Genomic DNA, 16,517 nt, shown 5'->3' on the forward strand with positions numbered 1-16,517 from the left:
GGAGGAACACATCATGTGGAAAAAAGGTAGCGCCCTTCTGGCAGCAGGTACGATATTGCTGACCGGTTGTGCGGGCGAGGCATCCCTGGTGCGTGATTCTATCGTAGCGACAATTGACAAGCCAAACTATGATTTTGAAGGCTCCTTGAAGCTGACAGGCGACGTTGAGAAATTGCCTGAGGCATTCGGAGAAACAGCTGACAAAGAAAGTACAGCGTTGTTGTCCGCTTTGAAAGCAGGCGTAACAGTAAAAGGCTCCCAGCTGGATCTGGACACTGTGAAGTTTGAAGTAGAAGTAAAAGACGACAAGCTCCTGCGCGACAACAAGCTCTGGACAGGTGACAAAAAAGCATCTGTTGAAACAATCGTTGACGAAGATAAAGTCTACGTGAAGTCTCCACTGGACAGCAAGTACTTGGTAATCGATTCGAACTCATCCAATCCTTTCATGGCTGAGCTTGGCGGCTCCGATGCTGCTAACGCTGCGAAGCTGAAAGAATACCAAGACAAAATGAACGACCTTACTTTCAACTTTGTGAAAAAGTATGTAAGTAAATACGGCTATACATTGGCAGACGCGAAAAACCATGGTAAACAATCCGTTACATTGCCAAACGGTGATAAAGTAGAAGCGACTCACGTAACTGTAAAAATCGACGCAAAAGAACTGGTGAAAATGTTCTTCTTCACAGCTAACGATGCAGTAGCTAGCAAAGAAGTGAAAGATTTTGCGGTCGATATGATGGTACTGACTACTTCCATGACAGAAGATCTGTATCCGGAAATGGGCGCAAAAACTACAGAAGCTGAGAAGCGTGCAAATGCAGAAGCAATGATCAACGAGAGCATGGCTGAAGCGAAAAAATGGCTGGATGAAACAGGCAAAACATATACACCTGAAAAAATCGTAGAAGAAATGAAAAAAGAAGGCTTCCACAAGCTCGCTTGGAACCTCGACTTCTACATCGACAGCAACAAAATGCCTGTAAAACAAACAAGCGATCTGAGCGTAACTTTCCAAGCTCCTGAAATGAAGCAAGCTGTAACAATCGGTCTGGCTGCTGATCAATATGCATACAACTTCGGAAAAGCAACCAAGTTCACTGCACCAGCAAAAGATGCTGGCCTGACTGTAGAACAGCTGGTGAAAGATGAAAAAGCAATCAACAGCTTTAGCGACAAAGGCTTTGTTCGTCCAATCGCTGAAAGCATGGTTGATCAACAAAAATGGATGGAAGAAATGGCTGAGGATCTGGAAGCTGAAGAAGCAGCGACCACTACGAAGTAATATTTTTCCTCACGAAGAAAAGCACGGCGCCCCTCGCGTCGTGCTTTTTTACCTATCCATAAAACTAGAGAATCTTGTGCTCTTCCAGGTATGTAAGGACAATCAAGACAGATTCTTCAATCGTCTGCTTGTCGCTTTCAATGACCAGTTCCGCTTGAAGAGGCGCTTCATACGGTGCTGAAATCCCCGTAAACTGACCAATTTCTCCGTTTCTCGCTTTTTGGTAAAGCCCCTTCACATCCCGGCGCTCACACTCATCCAATGAACATTTTACATATACCTCGATGAATTCTCCCGCCTCTACCAGATTACGCGCAAGCTCCCGGTCTTCCCGATAGGGAGAGATAAATGCCGTCAAGGTAATCACACCTGCATCTACGAATAGCTTCGCGACCTCGCCAATTCGGCGAATATTTTCTTGTCTATCCTCTGCCCCAAACCCCAATCCGCGATTTAAGCCGTGACGTATATTGTCACCATCCAGTACGTAACTGGCTAGCCCTCTTTGATGCAGTTCGTGTTCGACTGCATTGGCCAATGTCGATTTGCCAGCACCAGACAGCCCCGTAAACCATAAGACACAGCTTTTGTGGCCTGCACGCTTCTGACGGTCTTGTTTGGTTACCGTCGTCGGATGCCATACGATATTCACGGTGCCCTCTCTACTCATCGTCTCTCCCCTCTCTTACAACTGCTTTCTTCTAGCCGATTATACGGACACCGGTCGCAGCCCTTCGATCAATACCTGCGCGACCTCAGGACGGCTAAATTGAGGTGGCGGAGCCTCCCCGCGCGCCAGCATTTCCCTCACCTTTGTCCCGGACAGCGCAACATGATGCTCACTATCATGCGGGCACGTTTTGGTAGAAGCCATGTTTTCGCAGCTCTTGCAATAAAAACTGTTCTCGAAAAATAACGGCGTAATCCCTAGCTCCTCTGGCTGGAACTGGCGGAAAATATGCTGGGCATCGTACGTCCCGTAGTAGTTGCCAACACCCGCGTGGTCCCGGCCAACAATAAAATGAGTGCAGCCGTAATTCTTCCTCACCAATGCGTGAAAAATCGCTTCCCTCGGTCCTGCGTAACGCATGGCAGCCGGGAACACGGCCAACTCTACCCGGGTAGCCGGATAGTATTTTTCCAGCAATACCTGATAACTGTTCATCCGCACATCAGCAGGAATGTCATCTGCCTTCGTTTCGCCCACGAGAGGATTCAAAAAGAGACCGTCGACGATTTCTAGAGCTGATTTCTGGATGTATTCATGCGCACGGTGGACTGGGTTGCGTGTCTGAAAGCCGACAATCGTTTTCCAGCCCTTCTCAGCAAATCTTTCTCTCGTTTGTGCCGGATCGAAGTGATAGCGGGCAAAGCGACCTTTTTCGGTGCGCTTTACCAACGTAATTGGGCCAGCCAAATAAACGGCGGGACGCTCCAGCAGCTTTTTCACCCCTGGATGATTCGTATCATCGGTGCCATAGACGAGCCGAGCTTCTCGCTCCTTGTCAGGTGAATAAATATCGGTGATCGCAAGAATGCCATGGACCGAACCTTGATGGCTCAACCGCACCTTGTCTCCAATCTGCAAGGCACCTGCGACAGTGGTCGAGACCGGAAGCGTGATCGGAATGCTCCAAACGGTACCATCTGCCAGTCGCATCTGCTCTACGACAGAAATATAATCCGCCCGATTCAAAAACCCCTCAAGCGGACTGTAGCCCCCAATCCCGATTAACTCCAGATCTGCGAGTGCAAATGTATCTATCTCTACCTCATGCGTAGTCACCGACAGGTCTGCCTGTGGATCAAAACGGTTTACTAGCTCTCCCCCGTGAGGTTTCCCTCTCATACAAAAGCCCTCCTATCCTTGGTTTGTTCTTCTCTTTCTCGTTACCTTGCGAGATGCAGGCCACATTCCGTTTTCCCTGCTTGCCCCCAGCGCCCTGCTCTCGAATCCTCGCCCTCTTTTACAGGACGAGTACAAGGAGCACAGCCGATACTCGGATAGCTCTGGTCGTGGAGGGGGTTGTACGGCAATTCAAATGCCCGAATGTACTGCCATACTTCCTCCGACTTCCAATGAATGAGCGGGCAAATTTTTAGCGACTGGAATTTTTCATCGCGATTGATAAACTCGACATCTGCTCTTGTGGCAGACTGCTCTCTGCGTAGTCCTGACAACCATGCAACCGCTCCGGTCAGCACACTTTCCATCGGCTGTACTTTGCGGATATGGCAGCACATATCCGGCTGTTTGCTCCACAATTCTTCGCCATGGAGGTCTGCCTGCTGTGCCAGCGTGATGTCCGGCTGCTTGACCGTTATCCGTAATGCCGGATACCTCGCTCTCACCTGCTCAATCAAGCTGTACGTCTCGGAAAAGTGAAGATTGGTATCCAAAAAAGTGACCTTGGCATCCTTTTTCACATCGCTGATCATATCGAGCAGCACCATGGCCTCGGCCCCAAAGCTACAAGAATAAATCAAATCATCTGAAAACGTTTTGTAGGCCCATTTGATGACATCTATGGTGTCGCCCTTTGCGAGACTATTATTGATGGAAGCGAGTTGTTCCTCTGTAGCTGACGCATAATTCAGCTGGCTCATGTGCCCCCTCCTTGATCATTCAGCGTACGATCCTTCCTGCGAACCAGTCGTCGACAAGACAAGCCTCTGCCCACGCTTGGCATGGTCACGCCACGTGATGAGCTCATTTATACGGATCGCGTTATCTGTATGGCTGCTTACGGATTGCCAGCCCATTTCTCTCGCTGCATCTGCTGTTTCCTTTCCGACACATACGATCGGTGTCTTTGACCAGGCATCTCCAGCGAATTGCGCCAGAGCCGACAGCGTATGGGCGTCACCCGTCGCTAGCCAGTCAAATGACAATCCTACCTCTTTCGCACCGAGGTGCTTCTCATCCCATTCGACCGTGCCCGCTTGGATCACTTGAATCACCTTGCCGTGGTCCAGCGTGATCCTTTGTGGCTTCCTTGCCCCTACGTAAAGCACCTGCTCTTCTTTTTCCAAGGCAAGCAGGTCAGGGAATGCCAGCAGTGATGTGCTTTCATCCAGCACCAAGTCCGGATATATCCCCCATTTCTCGAAAGCCTCAAATGCCCGTTGTCCACAAACAGCCAGCTTGCTCGTCAAGCGTCGTACATCATAACGCTGTTGTCGCAAGGCAGAAGTAAAAAAGGATACTTGCTGCTCATTCTCGAAGACGAGCCAACGATAAGTGGCAAGCGCTGTAAATGGTGTGTCAAACGTGCAGCGTTCGATCAAAGGAATCGGCATGACTTCGGCGCCCAACTGCTCCAAGGCAATCACGAGCTCGCTATTTCCTTCATCGCTTGCTCTTCTTGCAACAGCTACTCGCTGTCCGAACAAGGGGCGTGATTCGTACCAGTTCAACGATTCCCGCAGACGGACGACCTCCCCTACGATAATGATAGCGGGTGCGGCAAACCGGGCCTGCTCTACTTCCTTATCTATCGTTCCAAGCTTGCCGATCAACGTCTCCTGCTCACGCACCGTCCCCCAGCGCACGAGAGCAACGGGCGTAAGGGCGTCTTTTCCCTGCGCAAGAAGGCGCTCCCTGATGCGAGGCAGATTTTTCACACCCATGTAGATGACCAACGTTTCCATCGAGGCGAGGGCAGCCCAGTCCGGCTCCTTTCCCGCATTTTTTTCACACAAGTGACCGGTGACAAAAGCGACGGATGAGTTGTAGTCACGATGCGTTAGCGGAATACCCGCATAGAGCGGAGCCGCCATCCCAGAAGTAATCCCTGGGACGATCTCAAACGGAATAGAATGGTCGCGGCACATCTGCGCTTCCTCTCCTACCCGCCCGAACATGCTCGGATCTCCGCCTTTCAGTCGAACGACGTATTTCCCTTTTTGAGCTTCCCGAATGAGCAGGAGGTTGATCTCTTCTTGCGGCAATGTATGATGATCGGCCTCTTTCCCGCAATAGATGAGTGTGGCTCCCTTTTTTGCATACGAGAGAAGCTGCGGGCTTGCTAGACGATCGTACACAATCACATCCGCTAGACGAAGCGACTCCATGCCGCGAATCGTCAGCAGCTTTGGGTCACCAGGCCCTGCTCCGACAAAAACAACTCTACCTGTGTTCATTACGAATCCGTCCTCCTTGCTGCTTTGTTCCTTCACAGGAAGAGTCTTGGCCGTATTTAAGCAAACGTTGAGGTTTCCACGACGTACCCGACTCCTTGGCGTCCGAGCGGCTTCTTTTCCACCAGGCTCAGCTCTTTGATACGGGGTGGCGCTATCGTATGTCGCAAGAGATTGTTCTCGGCTGAAGAGAAGGCTCGCTCATCCGTTTGGGCGATCACCACAACCGTCAGTAACCGCCCTTCCTCTAGCACAGCTTCCAGCTTGTAAAGGTAGCTCTCTGTTTGTTCCTCTGCCATGACATGTCCCCCTAACCTGGCTATACCCGCACAAGCATTACGCTGGTTGCAGAATGGCGTCAACCTGTGCTTGGATATGGGAAAGTCCTACCCGCTCCACGTAGCGCCAGTATGGTTCGCCTTCCTGACGATCTGCCTTGTACAGTGTGATCAATTGGGCAAGGAACGGACCGAGTCTATCCACAGTAATCCGCGCGTTGAGCTTGCGGTTGAATTGCGGTTCCTCCAATGTCCCGCCTACGTGGATGTCAAACGCCTCTACCATCCCGTTTGATGTCTTGACCAATGCGCCTTGCAGGCCGATATCCGCAATTTGTCGCTGACCGCAAGAATTCGGGCAACCAATCATATGAATACGCAGTGGCGTTTCGAGAACGACCGTATCATCCAAATATTGAGCCAGCGAACGCATCCGCTCCTTGGTCTCCACGATAGCCAGATTGCAATATTCCGTACCTGTGCACGATACGGCATACCCGACAAACGTATTGGGCTGCAATTTGAAGCGGTTCACAATCATCGGCTCATTGCGGAAAGCTGTGACCTTCGCTTCGGGAATGTTTCGAATCAGGACATTTTGAGTGTTACAGGTACCAATCGTCCCATCGCCATATTCGTTCGCCAGACGGGCAAGTTCATTTAGCTCCCCTGCATTCATCCGCCCAACGGGAACAGACAAGCCTGCGTAGTATAGTCCTGCTTGGCACTGCTCGTGAATGCCGTAAAAATATCCGCCATTCCAGCCCGAGGTTAAATCGATACCACCCGGCTCAAGCTCGCCCACCAGCTCCAGTAATTGTTCCTTGAACTTTTCCGGTCCCCAGTCAGCGACCAAGAACTTAAGACGTGCATGCGTACGTTTTTGACGGTAGCCGAAATCGCGGAACAAAGTCGTAACACCTGCCGCTACTTTGACGACTTCTTCTGGTCGCACGAACACATCCAGTTGCTTCGCCAAGTATGGCTTCGCTGACAAGCCGCCACCTACCCATACATGAAAGCCGATTACTTCCTCGCCAGCCATAACTTTTTTGGCCGGAGTGAAAGCCAGATCGTTGATTTGCGCATGCGCGGCGTTATGGATATTGGCAGAAACCGATATTTTATACTTGCGTGGCAGATTGGAGAAGTCTCGATTGAGCAAGAAAAAATTTTCTACCTCCTCTACGATGGGACGCGTATCCAGCACTTCATGAGGATCAATGCCTGCCAGTGGGTTCCCCATGATTTGCCGCGGGCAGTCTCCACATGCTTCAAAAGAGGAAAGTCCTACCGATGCGAGTCGATCAAAAATGTCAGCGAGCGATTCTACCGTGAGCCAGTGAAATTGTACGGCCTGACGTGTGGTCACATCCACCAGATCACGTCCATAATCTTCCGCTATGTTGGCGAGCACCCGAGCTTGTTCACTGTTTAAAATGCCTCCAGGTATGCGCACGCGCATCATGAAGTGGCCGTCCTTTGGTCGCTGCTGATAAACGCCTGCCCATTTAAATCGATCCATATCAGAAGATTCAATCGATGCGAAGCCTTCTTTGGAATAGGTGTTTACGATCGTTTCGATGACATCCAGTCCGTCTTTTTCCAGCTTCGTAAACTCCATTTTGTTGAGGGAAGGATCAGCAGCCCACTTCCACTGCTTTCTCTCTGCCATGCTCGTACATGCTCCTTTGTGTGAAGATGTCAGTTACCAATGCCATTCGAATCGATTGGCTCATCCAGTCCGCAATCAGTGGGTGGGGCAAGTACGCACTGCCCTCATAGCGATAAGCCAAGCCCGCAAGTCGTTTCGGGATTGCTTGTCGCGTGAAGTAGCCCTGGCTGACGAACAAAGGAAGCACGAGGACATCCCCTTTTTGCGCCAGTAAATAGGCTTGATCGTACAGTGTATCGGGCCTCAGTGTCGCATATCCGGCAGCGGCAAATGCATAGCGGTTTTGCAAGCGGAATGTCAGACGCAAGAGCAGCTTTTCCCAGCGCTCATGACATCCAGGCAAGTCACTGCCGTGCCCGACGAGCAACAAAGCCTCCTGACTAGGCAAGCGTGATAGACTTGCGATTCGCTCTGCCACGATCTGCTCGACGTTTCCGTGATCCTCCAATGGCGGACACCAGAGAATTCTTGCCTGAACCGGAACGCGAATCAGGTCTGTCTCTCCTGTCGGCCATGGGTCTAGTCCAAGCATCGCGCGGATTTCCCCTACGTGATTACTCCCTGCCGTAGCGAATAGCGGCACGACGACAATCGTTGTCGCTCCTGATGCTTCCAGACGTTTCACTTCATCGCTGATGCTTCGTCCTTCCACTCCTCCCAAGTAAGCTACCCGAATTGGTAAATCAGTGCGGCACTGCCAAACGGCTGATTCCACCAACGCCAACCAGTCAGGATCGGGTGAACCGTGAGCAATTACCAAAACCGCTGTTTTCGCCATCGGATAATCCCCTTATCCAAACTTATTTAGTAATTCATATATGTTTACTCGGAATTATAATTGGGATGGATTGCCTCGTCAATAACAAAATCAATATTTCATTTGAATATAGTAGCAGCCGCCTTAACCCAGGCGGCTGCTTGCAAAGTGGAGTTTTTTATTTTTTTGTAAATACATCCTTTAAATAATTCGAGACTTGAGTACGCGCTTGAACCGCTTTATCCATAATCCCTGCCATCCAAAAGAAGCCATGAATCATTCCCTCATAACACTTGTATTCAACGGGAACCCCAGCTTCCTTTAGACGCTTGGCATATGCCGCATTATCGTCTCGTAAAGGATCGTATTCTGCCGAAATAATCAGGGTCGGTGGTAAATTCTCCAAGTCATTGTTCAATATAGGTGAAGCCAGTAAATTATATCTGTCAATTTCGTCACGTAAATAGGTTTGAGTTGCCCAGAAAACGCTCTCCGTCGAAAGCAAATAGCCTTCTGCATTGTCACGGTATGACTGTGCCTTGAAAGTCAAAGTAAGATCGACCACGGGATAGACTAATACTTGAGCCGCGAACGAGAGATTGTTGAACTTTTGTACCTTGGTAGCAACTGCGGCTGCAAGATTTCCACCAGCGCTGTCTCCGCCAATTGCTATTCTTGTTTTATCTGCATTCAGCGTCGAATAATTTTCGGCGACCCATTTGGTGGCTTCATAGCAATCCTCAAGTGGGATCGGGAACTTATGCATAGGAGCTTTGCGATACCCTACTGAAACAACGACGCACTCCGCTTCATGTGAGATGTTACGGCACAAGGTATCCACAGCTTCGATATCTCCTGCCACCCATCCACCGCCATGTAAATAAACAAAAACAGGCAATGAATCCTTCTCATTTGGCGTATAAACGCGAACTTTGATCTCACCGTTCTTTACAGGGACATAAAAATCTTCTGCTTTCCATACGGCTTTTGCTTCGCCGTGCTCCTCCCCTGCCAGGGTATTAAGATTGCCCCCTTGTTCAAGAAACTTTTTGGCTTGTGGATCTAAAGTCAAACATTATCCCTCCCTACTTTGTTTTATCAAATATTGATCTGAAAGTAGCGACGAACAGTTTCCTCAATTTGATGTTCTTCCATCTTTTCTTTTGTTTTCTCTTTTCCGTTGACGATGATCAACGTGTTTCCCAGCAGGGTGATACGCCCCGTTTCCGTCACTCTCGAAAGGAAATACACTTTGTTGAACATGGACTCAGGGGATGTTTCCGTTAGCACACAGATTGGATGGATATTTTCAAAGTTCCATTGATTGGAGGGCTCTTCAAAACGATATTGGGTTTCCCACTCCTCATCGGTCTTCTTTTGCATGTAGTAGAGTGCATCGGCTTCATTCTTATAGACGCGGTAAATGCCATCACTATCAACAACTTCATCTCCACTCAGTGGAACAGGTAGCCGTGGTGAATTACCGCCAAATCCTACATCCACCAAGTATGGCTTGTTATCCAGCGGTACGATGTTGAACATATGGGCGTTTTCGAGAGCCCAGACTCCATTTCCTACGTAGACGGTTCCTGCCATCAGGTAAGGCTCAAAACCCAATTCCTTTAGCAAAAAATAAAAGATTCCGTTTAACTCGTAGCACACGCCGCCCTTCTCTGCGTGGACAATTTTTTGATATAGATCCTCTTCACGCAAAGAGAGAGGTTTACTTGCAAGAATGTCGAGATTCTCAAAGTGAACGTTGAGCACATGCTGTTTTTGAAGATGGGACAAAAAAGCGAGATTCAGCTCACTTTGGCTCTGCGCCTGAATACGTTCTAAATATTTTTGGGTGTCCATCTATCTCTTACCTCCATTTATATACTTAATTGTTTATAATGTTTTGATTCGTATTTTCATTGTAAGGTTGATCATTGATAAATAAAAATATATATTTAATTATCATATTAATAACCCTGAATATATCAATATGAGGTGGAAACGTAAGATGGAATTGCTCCAACTCAAGTATTTTCAAGCAGTTGCTCGTACGGAACATATGACAAAAGCAGCACAGGAGCTCCGCATAGCCCAACCAGCTCTCAGTGTTACCATCGCACGTTTGGAGGAAGAATTAGGGGTACCGTTATTTGATCGTGTCGGGCGACAAATCCGCCTGAATGTTTTCGGAAAAGCTTTTCTCAAAAAGGTAGATATAGCTCTTGGGGCATTAGAAGATGGGAAACGCGAAATTTCAGACCTGGCTGGATTGGAACGTGGAAGTGTTTTGTTGGCTACAACAACCTTGAATCGAGTATCTGAATTGCTAGCACCTTTTCTATCCTTATATCCTCACATCAGCTTTCGCATTACCCAAGCAACTACAGAGGAATTGAAGGTTCAACTGCTCGAAAAAGGGGAAATCGACTTTTGCCTCACTTCTTCCTCGATTGATCGGCCGGGAATCTGTAATCTATCCTTATTGACGGAAGAGATCGTACTGGCTGTGCCGAGTACACATCGTCTCGCAGGCCGCAAGCGTATCCATCTCAGTGAAGTAGCAAACGATCCGTTCATCAGTCTAAAACCGGGGTACAGCTTCCGTGAAATTACTGACGCTTTCTGTCGAGAGGCTGGTTTTATACCCAATATCGTATGTGAAGGGGACGAACCTGCCGCCATCAGCGGCTTGGTACGAGCTGGTCTTGGTGTTGCTTTTATCCCCATCGACGCCAAAAAGGAATTGCCACCGCTTACGCTCCTTCATATTGAGGAGCCTGTTTGCCAATGGACTCCTCATTTGTTGTGGCATGAAAAACACTACTTGTCACTTGCTGCACAGGCTTTTCGTGAATTCGTAGTGCAGCATTATGCTCAAGCAAAACAATAAGTGTGTATCCTGCGTTCGAGGCACTCACACGAAAAAAGCTGCCAGGTCTAATGCCTGACAGCTCTCCCCTTATTCCTCACTCTTTTTCCTCACTCTTTTTCCTCGTTCGACGATAAAGCAAATCCATACTTTCTTTGAGCGTCTCATACTCGTGCTCGGTCAAGTTTTCAATCTGCTGTATATTTGTGATCGTCTGCTTTTTGATCTCTTCGGTTAAGCGATCTTTCTTATCCTGGCTTTTGCTTTCATGTGTCTCTGTCCAATGCGTAGCAAAATTCGCCGTCAAAGCTCCCAGCATTCCGATACCCGTTATCATCAAGATCGTCGCCATGATCCTTCCACCTGACGTCACAGGCGAAATATCACCGTAGCCGACTGTCGTGGTTGTCACAATCGACCACCACAACGCATCCGAGAAGCTTTTGATGTTCTCATTTACACCGTATTCAAGCAAATAAATAGCAGTCGAGCTCCACAGCATGATGATCGTGACCACACCAAATACTTGACGCATCGGGCCTGATCGAATGATTCCCAGCAAAAACGGCGAAGCACGCACGATGCGCACCAGCCGAAGCACACGCATGATTCTGGCTAAATACAAATACGAGTCCAATGGAATCATTGCGATCAGATCGAACCAGTTGGCAAAAACGAATTTTCGCTTGTCTTTCGCCCTCCATAGCCGGAACAAATACTCGGCAATCAGCATGATGATCAGCCCATTGTCTACCTTGTCCATCAGTTCATCAGTCAGCAGAGGGTGATTAGAGAAGTCTGCAAACAACAGGATCGCATACGTAATCACTAGCATAATGATAAAAATCTCATACATGACGCGCCAGAACAAAAAGACTCCTCCCTGTGCTCATAAGTGCCTGTTCAAAATATGATCTGTTTCGCATCGAAAAAGAGGCGAGAACCTGAAGCGGGAGGAGCCAAATGTAGAGAACCTACATGAGCACCAGACTTCGAAGGTGAACGCCTCTTTCCATGCTTAGTAGCTGATCAGCGCAGCCATCAGCAAGCCCGCTGCAATACTCAACCGCGAAGCGAAAATACCGACGGATACGTTCCCGTTCGGAATTTCAGACACGACTTTAAATGGTGTGACCCATTCGAACAAATAAAAAATGATGACTTGAAATACCATTCCTACAATACCCCAGATGACCAAATCCCACAAGTTAACAGAGTGATATACAGCCGAAGCGAGGACGATTGCCAAACCGATGATTTTCCCTCCCAAATCGTGCGCGGCTGCTTTTGCCGCTGCCATTTTCTTCGGATCATCAGTCTGTGCTCCCTGCTTGATCAGATCAAACTCCTTGTAAGGAGTCGTGATTGTAAACACAAAAATACCCACAGCCAATATCGGAATGGTCACTGCCAAATACGCTAAAAAGTTTAATACGTAATCCAATTGTCCCAACATGTAAGTTGTCCTCTCCTTTCGCTACTTGTCTATGCCGATCGGCAAATAATAAGATAGGTTGTTTGTAATCGGTCCCCCGACACGAGCTACAATTGCTGATGCCTCTGTGCCGATCCAAAAGGACCCCCAGAGCAGCCGTCCAGCATACGCTCCCTTCATCGTCTGAACCGTTATCTGTGGAAGCTCTACCCGTTTCTGATAAATCATCGGCTGCTCCCAGTAAAACTCTTCCTGATCCTTCTCTTGCAGCGTACCATCTGATGCAAACAGCGTGACACCGCCACCTTCCCGCCCAAAAATCGGCTTCGTGACGTAGTCCTCCTTGCCTGCAAACCGATTTTCAAAATAAGTCGGCAGCATGTAAGCTTCGATGATCGCGTGCTCCTCTTCGGTAAAAAACTCATTCGCCTCATGCAAGTTCCAGATGAGCGCCTGCAAAGCCTTCGTCTGAATGAGAAACGCAGAAGGAGGATTAATAATGGCCAGCTTTTTTTGTGCAATCAACGAAAGCACATGCTCACCAGTCGGATAGCCATCTTCATCCTGTTCTACCGCTAGCTTTTCCAAAGCATGCAGACGGTACAGCACATCGACTGGCAGTAGCTCCTCATTCTCCTTTACATAGAGACGATCTTGCCAAACACGCAAATCATCCAAAGCGGCAAACCGAGCAGACAGTCCCGATTGGTTCAGTAAGTACACTGTCGTTCCCTTGTCTTCCTCATGCCAGTCGAGCGAGCTAAACCAGACCGAATCCGTATCATAGCCTTGCGCCCGATATGCGTCGACCACCTTGCTGAACGCTGAACGCAACTGCCGCTCCATCCCTTCATTCGGGTCCTCCCGCAGGAAATGGCGACAAGCACGACCGTTCACATAAAAAGCCTCGACGATTCCTGTAGGGGTATCGCTGTTGCACTCAAGCATCTTCAATCCTTCTGTCGTCTGGGCAAAATCAAAGCGTCCAATCACAGTTGGCACTGTTTGGGAAACGACGATCCTGACTGCCTGCAAAGCCTGCTTTGGCACTCCTAGTTCCAACAACAGGGAGTCTTCTGCACGCTGCAATACTGGAACGACTTTGGTAAAGATTTGCCCAAGTCGCTCGGTTGCCTTCGCGATTTCCTCGCGAAAGGCGGGAGTGATCAGGTGGATATCATAAAGAGCATATTCCTCGCCATACATCCAATCCCAGGTAAATACACCCTCTTCCCGGATCGGGCCGTACAGCGCTTCTCGTTCTCGTCGGTTATGGTCTTCCACTTCCCTCACCTCACCCGGAGCTGGAATAGCCCGAGCTGCCGATACCGCCCTTGGAGCTGCTCGTGCTTATCCCACTCGATACTCCAGATTTGCTCTTGTAAGACCTGTAAGTAGAGCTCGAACCCCCACTGCTACTGCTCTCATCACAATAGCCGTCATTGTCGTTGTCGTAGCAATCATCATCATAGTCGTCCCCGGAAGAACAGCCGCTGATAGCAAGTGCAGCTGCGACGAACAGACCGACTACTTTCTTCGATTTCGTTTGTGCCATTTTTCTTCCTCCTACACTGGCTTCGCGTAGTAAACATAAACCTGCCGATCCTCATCCACCTCGGCCGATGTCTTCTCCCATTCGCGTCCATTCACGTACAAATAGTCGCTTTGCAAATGCAAGAGAGCATCGTCATCGTCCTTGAAATAAAACGTGTGTACGAGCGGATAAACGCCTGCATTTTCGTGATATTCACGCATTTCGATCTGGATGCTGCCCCAGCGTGCAGTCACAGCCTCCGCGTAATCGACAGCTTGCTCATCTGTTGAGCGCTTGACGTAAATGACATACGTGCCGTTTTCGATTGCACAGGACGTCTTTTCATAAACGACATGCCCCTTCACCAAATAATCGCAAGCGAAACGCAAGGAGACCTCATCTTTGTTCACGTTGTCGTAGTAGAACTGAACAGGGAATCCCTTCGCCTCATCTAGCAGTCGATATTCCATTCGTGCCATTTTTCTCACCTCTTTTACCTATCACAGAATAACAAATCATTCGCAACAATTTTATACGTGCATCGAAACATTTGGTTGCCAATAAATGCAAAGAAATCCAGAAGAGCCATAAACCGCTACATAAGTCCTACTTCTTTTGTACCCGTTACTGTCGAATCATACTGCGAATCGTTTCATGCAAATGTCCGTTACTCGCCACTAATGAAGGAGTGTGATCTTGTTGGAATGGCTCATGCTGATACGGTTTTCCAGACCAGTCTGTAATCGTTGCACCCGCCTCCTGGGCGATAACAATTCCGGCGGCCACATCCATAATATTGGATCGTTGCATCACGATATAATCGAGCCATCCGTTTGCCAACAAGCACCAGTCCAGTGCAGGCGCAATATTTCGCATGAGACGCTTGGTCTGGAATACAAACGGTTCCGTAAACGCCATCTCTTCTTCCTTCGTTACCGTGTCGCGCCCACGGATGTACGTACCGACTGCACGTGTGAGGTCTTGGCGGTTATTAACATTCAATCGTTTTCCGTTCAAATAGGCACCTTTTCCTTTTTCCGCCCAAAACATTTGACCCGCTACCGGATTGTAGACGACGCCCAGCACCAGCTCACCCTTGTGCTGCAACGCGATCGAGATCGAGAAATACGGATAGCCAATAAAATAGTTATTCGTTCCATCTAAAGGATCGATAATCCACAGATACTCTTCCTCGCGGGAAACCATTCCGACTTCTTCAGAAAAAATGGTATGTGTCGGGAAGTGGCGATGCAGGACCTCGATGATGCGTTTTTCACTGCCTTTATCCTCTGGCAGCTTCACATCGTTATGTAATTCCTCATCGGGCACGAGCTGTTCGAGAAAACGTTCCTTCAAAAACGCACCCGCGACACTTGCTGCTTCTTTTGCAATTTCGATCATGTCATTTCGCTCCTTTATTACGTTTGGAACAACCTTTTTGAACAACCTTCCACTTGCACTTGTATAGGAAAGATTACTATCATAGAAAGACACCCGAAGGAGGGGGATAAAGATGAACACCGACTTCATTCGGCTGAAAAATATGGAAGGTGAACTCAAATTCACCCAAATGAACAATAGCTACGGCTTCTCTGTCACCACAAAGGAGCTCATTTTTTTCAAGCCACACATGACCTACCATTTGTTTTTGCAGGATATCATCAGCATGGTTCCGATGAAGCTGGGCGCTAGCCCTATCACGTTTCGGCATCAGAGTGAGACAATTCATGCCTCATTTGGTTCCGATTACTATAAGCTGACCGCCAAATGGGCGCGGATTGTTTCGCGATCCGGTATCGTCGAAAAAGAAAACATGGAGTTTATCGTGCCGCTTTCCACCAAAATGCTCACTTATATTTCGGAATACAGCGGTCTCGTTGTCATCAAATAGCACCGTCACCCCTCGCTCTCACCTTTTTGGTGTGGAGCGAGGGCTTTTTATTTCCGATCATTTCTGGATAGCACAATGAACGTTCCTGTACCATGGGCGATCCGTCTGTCCCGATCATCATAGACACTGCCCTCCATGACGACCAACGTATGTCCGCGATGCAAAAAGCTCGCTTCTGCGCGCAGCCGATCCCCTATTCCCGGAAGCAAATAATTGACCTTCAGCTCTGTCGTCACTGCATACTGATTTGGTGGCAAGGACCGATTGATCAAGGAGCCCATCGCTGAATCGATCAAGGTCGCAAGAATTCCTCCATGAACAACTCGCCCTGAATTGTGCATAAAAGGGGTCAGAGGCAATTCGAAGCGATACGACTGTCTTTCCCCGTCTATGAAGTCTCCCTTTAATCCAAGAAACCCAGAGATAAACGCGCTATTCCGTTCCCGCTTCTGGTGAATTGCAGCAACAGCCAGCTCGAGAATGCGGCGCTCCTCGTCATTCCCGTCCGCCCAGATGTTTTTTAACTCATCTAACATTTTGTTCACTCCAACCGAAATAGAATCGATTCTTCTATTTTATCCCAAACAAGCTGATTTCGCTATGATTCCTAAGCGTATGGCAATCGAGACCAGTTGTCTGAACCATTCGAGACT

General features: G+C 48.6%; 19 protein-coding genes. 3 read left to right on the forward strand and 16 right to left on the reverse strand.

Features of this window, described 5'->3' with window-relative positions; all coding sequences use genetic code 11:
• Positions 1 to 13 precede the first annotated feature (13 nt).
• Positions 14 to 1,288 (forward strand): hypothetical protein, encoded by a 1,275-nt coding sequence (locus PMI05_RS11545; RefSeq protein ID WP_007721434.1) that lies wholly within the window; start codon positions 14 to 16, stop codon positions 1,286 to 1,288.
• Between the two features lie 64 nt (positions 1,289 to 1,352).
• Here PMI05_RS11545 and cysC read toward each other — a convergent pair whose 3' ends face one another.
• The 9 genes from cysC to PMI05_RS11590 all read right to left on the reverse strand — a co-directional run bounded on the left by cysC (position 1,353) and on the right by PMI05_RS11590 (position 9,995).
• Complete coding sequence (cysC, locus tag PMI05_RS11550; RefSeq protein ID WP_007721437.1) at positions 1,353 to 1,958, reverse strand: adenylyl-sulfate kinase; 606 nt, start codon at positions 1,956 to 1,958, stop codon at positions 1,353 to 1,355.
• Between the two features lie 39 nt (positions 1,959 to 1,997).
• Positions 1,998 to 3,137: a sulfate adenylyltransferase gene (gene sat, locus PMI05_RS11555; protein ID WP_007721439.1), complete on the reverse strand. Its 1,140-nt coding sequence runs from the start codon at positions 3,135 to 3,137 to the stop codon at positions 1,998 to 2,000.
• Positions 3,138 to 3,178: 41 nt separating this feature from the next.
• Positions 3,179 to 3,895: a phosphoadenylyl-sulfate reductase gene (locus PMI05_RS11560; RefSeq protein WP_007721441.1), complete on the reverse strand. Its 717-nt coding sequence runs from the start codon at positions 3,893 to 3,895 to the stop codon at positions 3,179 to 3,181.
• A gap of 15 nt (positions 3,896 to 3,910) precedes the next feature.
• Positions 3,911 to 5,431: a uroporphyrinogen-III C-methyltransferase gene (cobA, locus tag PMI05_RS11565; protein ID WP_007721443.1), complete on the reverse strand. Its 1,521-nt coding sequence runs from the start codon at positions 5,429 to 5,431 to the stop codon at positions 3,911 to 3,913.
• A gap of 56 nt (positions 5,432 to 5,487) precedes the next feature.
• The gene (locus PMI05_RS11570; RefSeq protein ID WP_007721445.1) at positions 5,488 to 5,727 is read right to left on the reverse strand and encodes a DUF3906 family protein; all 240 of its coding nucleotides are present in this window, start codon (positions 5,725 to 5,727) and stop codon (positions 5,488 to 5,490) included.
• 37 nt (positions 5,728 to 5,764) lie between these two features.
• Positions 5,765 to 7,381 carry a nitrite/sulfite reductase gene (locus tag PMI05_RS11575; protein WP_007721447.1) on the reverse strand — a complete coding sequence of 539 codons (1,617 nt, stop codon included), beginning with the start codon at positions 7,379 to 7,381 and terminating at the stop codon, positions 5,765 to 5,767.
• Positions 7,347 to 8,159 (reverse strand): sirohydrochlorin chelatase, encoded by an 813-nt coding sequence (locus PMI05_RS11580; protein WP_007721449.1) that lies wholly within the window; start codon positions 8,157 to 8,159, stop codon positions 7,347 to 7,349. Before PMI05_RS11580 ends, PMI05_RS11575 begins: the two co-directional genes overlap by 35 nt.
• Before the next feature lie 157 nt (positions 8,160 to 8,316).
• The gene (locus tag PMI05_RS11585; RefSeq protein WP_007721451.1) at positions 8,317 to 9,210 is read right to left on the reverse strand and encodes an alpha/beta hydrolase; all 894 of its coding nucleotides are present in this window, start codon (positions 9,208 to 9,210) and stop codon (positions 8,317 to 8,319) included.
• Positions 9,211 to 9,236: 26 nt separating this feature from the next.
• Positions 9,237 to 9,995: an arylamine N-acetyltransferase gene (locus PMI05_RS11590; RefSeq protein WP_007721454.1), complete on the reverse strand. Its 759-nt coding sequence runs from the start codon at positions 9,993 to 9,995 to the stop codon at positions 9,237 to 9,239.
• A gap of 148 nt (positions 9,996 to 10,143) precedes the next feature.
• Here PMI05_RS11590 and PMI05_RS11595 point away from each other — a divergent pair, with 148 nt between their 5' ends.
• Complete coding sequence (locus PMI05_RS11595; RefSeq protein WP_007721456.1) at positions 10,144 to 11,025, forward strand: LysR family transcriptional regulator; 882 nt, start codon at positions 10,144 to 10,146, stop codon at positions 11,023 to 11,025.
• 76 nt (positions 11,026 to 11,101) lie between these two features.
• On the opposite strand, the gene PMI05_RS11600 is transcribed toward PMI05_RS11595, so the two are convergent.
• From PMI05_RS11600 to PMI05_RS11625, 6 genes are all read right to left on the reverse strand, one after another.
• Positions 11,102 to 11,875 carry a potassium channel family protein gene (locus PMI05_RS11600; protein WP_007721457.1) on the reverse strand — a complete coding sequence of 258 codons (774 nt, stop codon included), beginning with the start codon at positions 11,873 to 11,875 and terminating at the stop codon, positions 11,102 to 11,104.
• 147 nt (positions 11,876 to 12,022) lie between these two features.
• Positions 12,023 to 12,460 (reverse strand): DUF350 domain-containing protein, encoded by a 438-nt coding sequence (locus PMI05_RS11605; protein ID WP_007721459.1) that lies wholly within the window; start codon positions 12,458 to 12,460, stop codon positions 12,023 to 12,025.
• Between the two features lie 21 nt (positions 12,461 to 12,481).
• Positions 12,482 to 13,723: a glutathionylspermidine synthase family protein gene (locus PMI05_RS11610; protein WP_007721461.1), complete on the reverse strand. Its 1,242-nt coding sequence runs from the start codon at positions 13,721 to 13,723 to the stop codon at positions 12,482 to 12,484.
• 10 nt (positions 13,724 to 13,733) lie between these two features.
• Positions 13,734 to 13,994 carry a hypothetical protein gene (locus PMI05_RS11615; protein WP_007721463.1) on the reverse strand — a complete coding sequence of 87 codons (261 nt, stop codon included), beginning with the start codon at positions 13,992 to 13,994 and terminating at the stop codon, positions 13,734 to 13,736.
• Positions 13,995 to 14,005: 11 nt separating this feature from the next.
• Entirely contained in the window at positions 14,006 to 14,452 is a 447-nt protein-coding gene (locus PMI05_RS11620; protein WP_007721465.1) for a hypothetical protein, read from the reverse strand.
• Positions 14,453 to 14,597: 145 nt separating this feature from the next.
• Positions 14,598 to 15,374 carry an inositol monophosphatase gene (locus PMI05_RS11625; RefSeq protein WP_007721467.1) on the reverse strand — a complete coding sequence of 259 codons (777 nt, stop codon included), beginning with the start codon at positions 15,372 to 15,374 and terminating at the stop codon, positions 14,598 to 14,600.
• Between the two features lie 112 nt (positions 15,375 to 15,486).
• Between PMI05_RS11625 and PMI05_RS11630 the strand changes: the two genes are divergently transcribed.
• Positions 15,487 to 15,864, forward strand: a complete 378-nt coding sequence (locus PMI05_RS11630) for a hypothetical protein (RefSeq protein ID WP_007721469.1) — start codon at positions 15,487 to 15,489, stop codon at positions 15,862 to 15,864.
• Positions 15,865 to 15,911: 47 nt separating this feature from the next.
• Here the strand turns inward: PMI05_RS11630 and PMI05_RS11635 are convergent, their stop codons facing one another.
• The gene (locus tag PMI05_RS11635) at positions 15,912 to 16,400 is read right to left on the reverse strand and encodes a PaaI family thioesterase (protein ID WP_007721471.1); all 489 of its coding nucleotides are present in this window, start codon (positions 16,398 to 16,400) and stop codon (positions 15,912 to 15,914) included.
• Positions 16,401 to 16,517: the final 117 nt, after the last annotated feature.

This window comes from Brevibacillus sp. BC25, from assembly GCF_000282075.1.
GTDB lineage: Bacteria > Bacillota > Bacilli > Brevibacillales > Brevibacillaceae > Brevibacillus.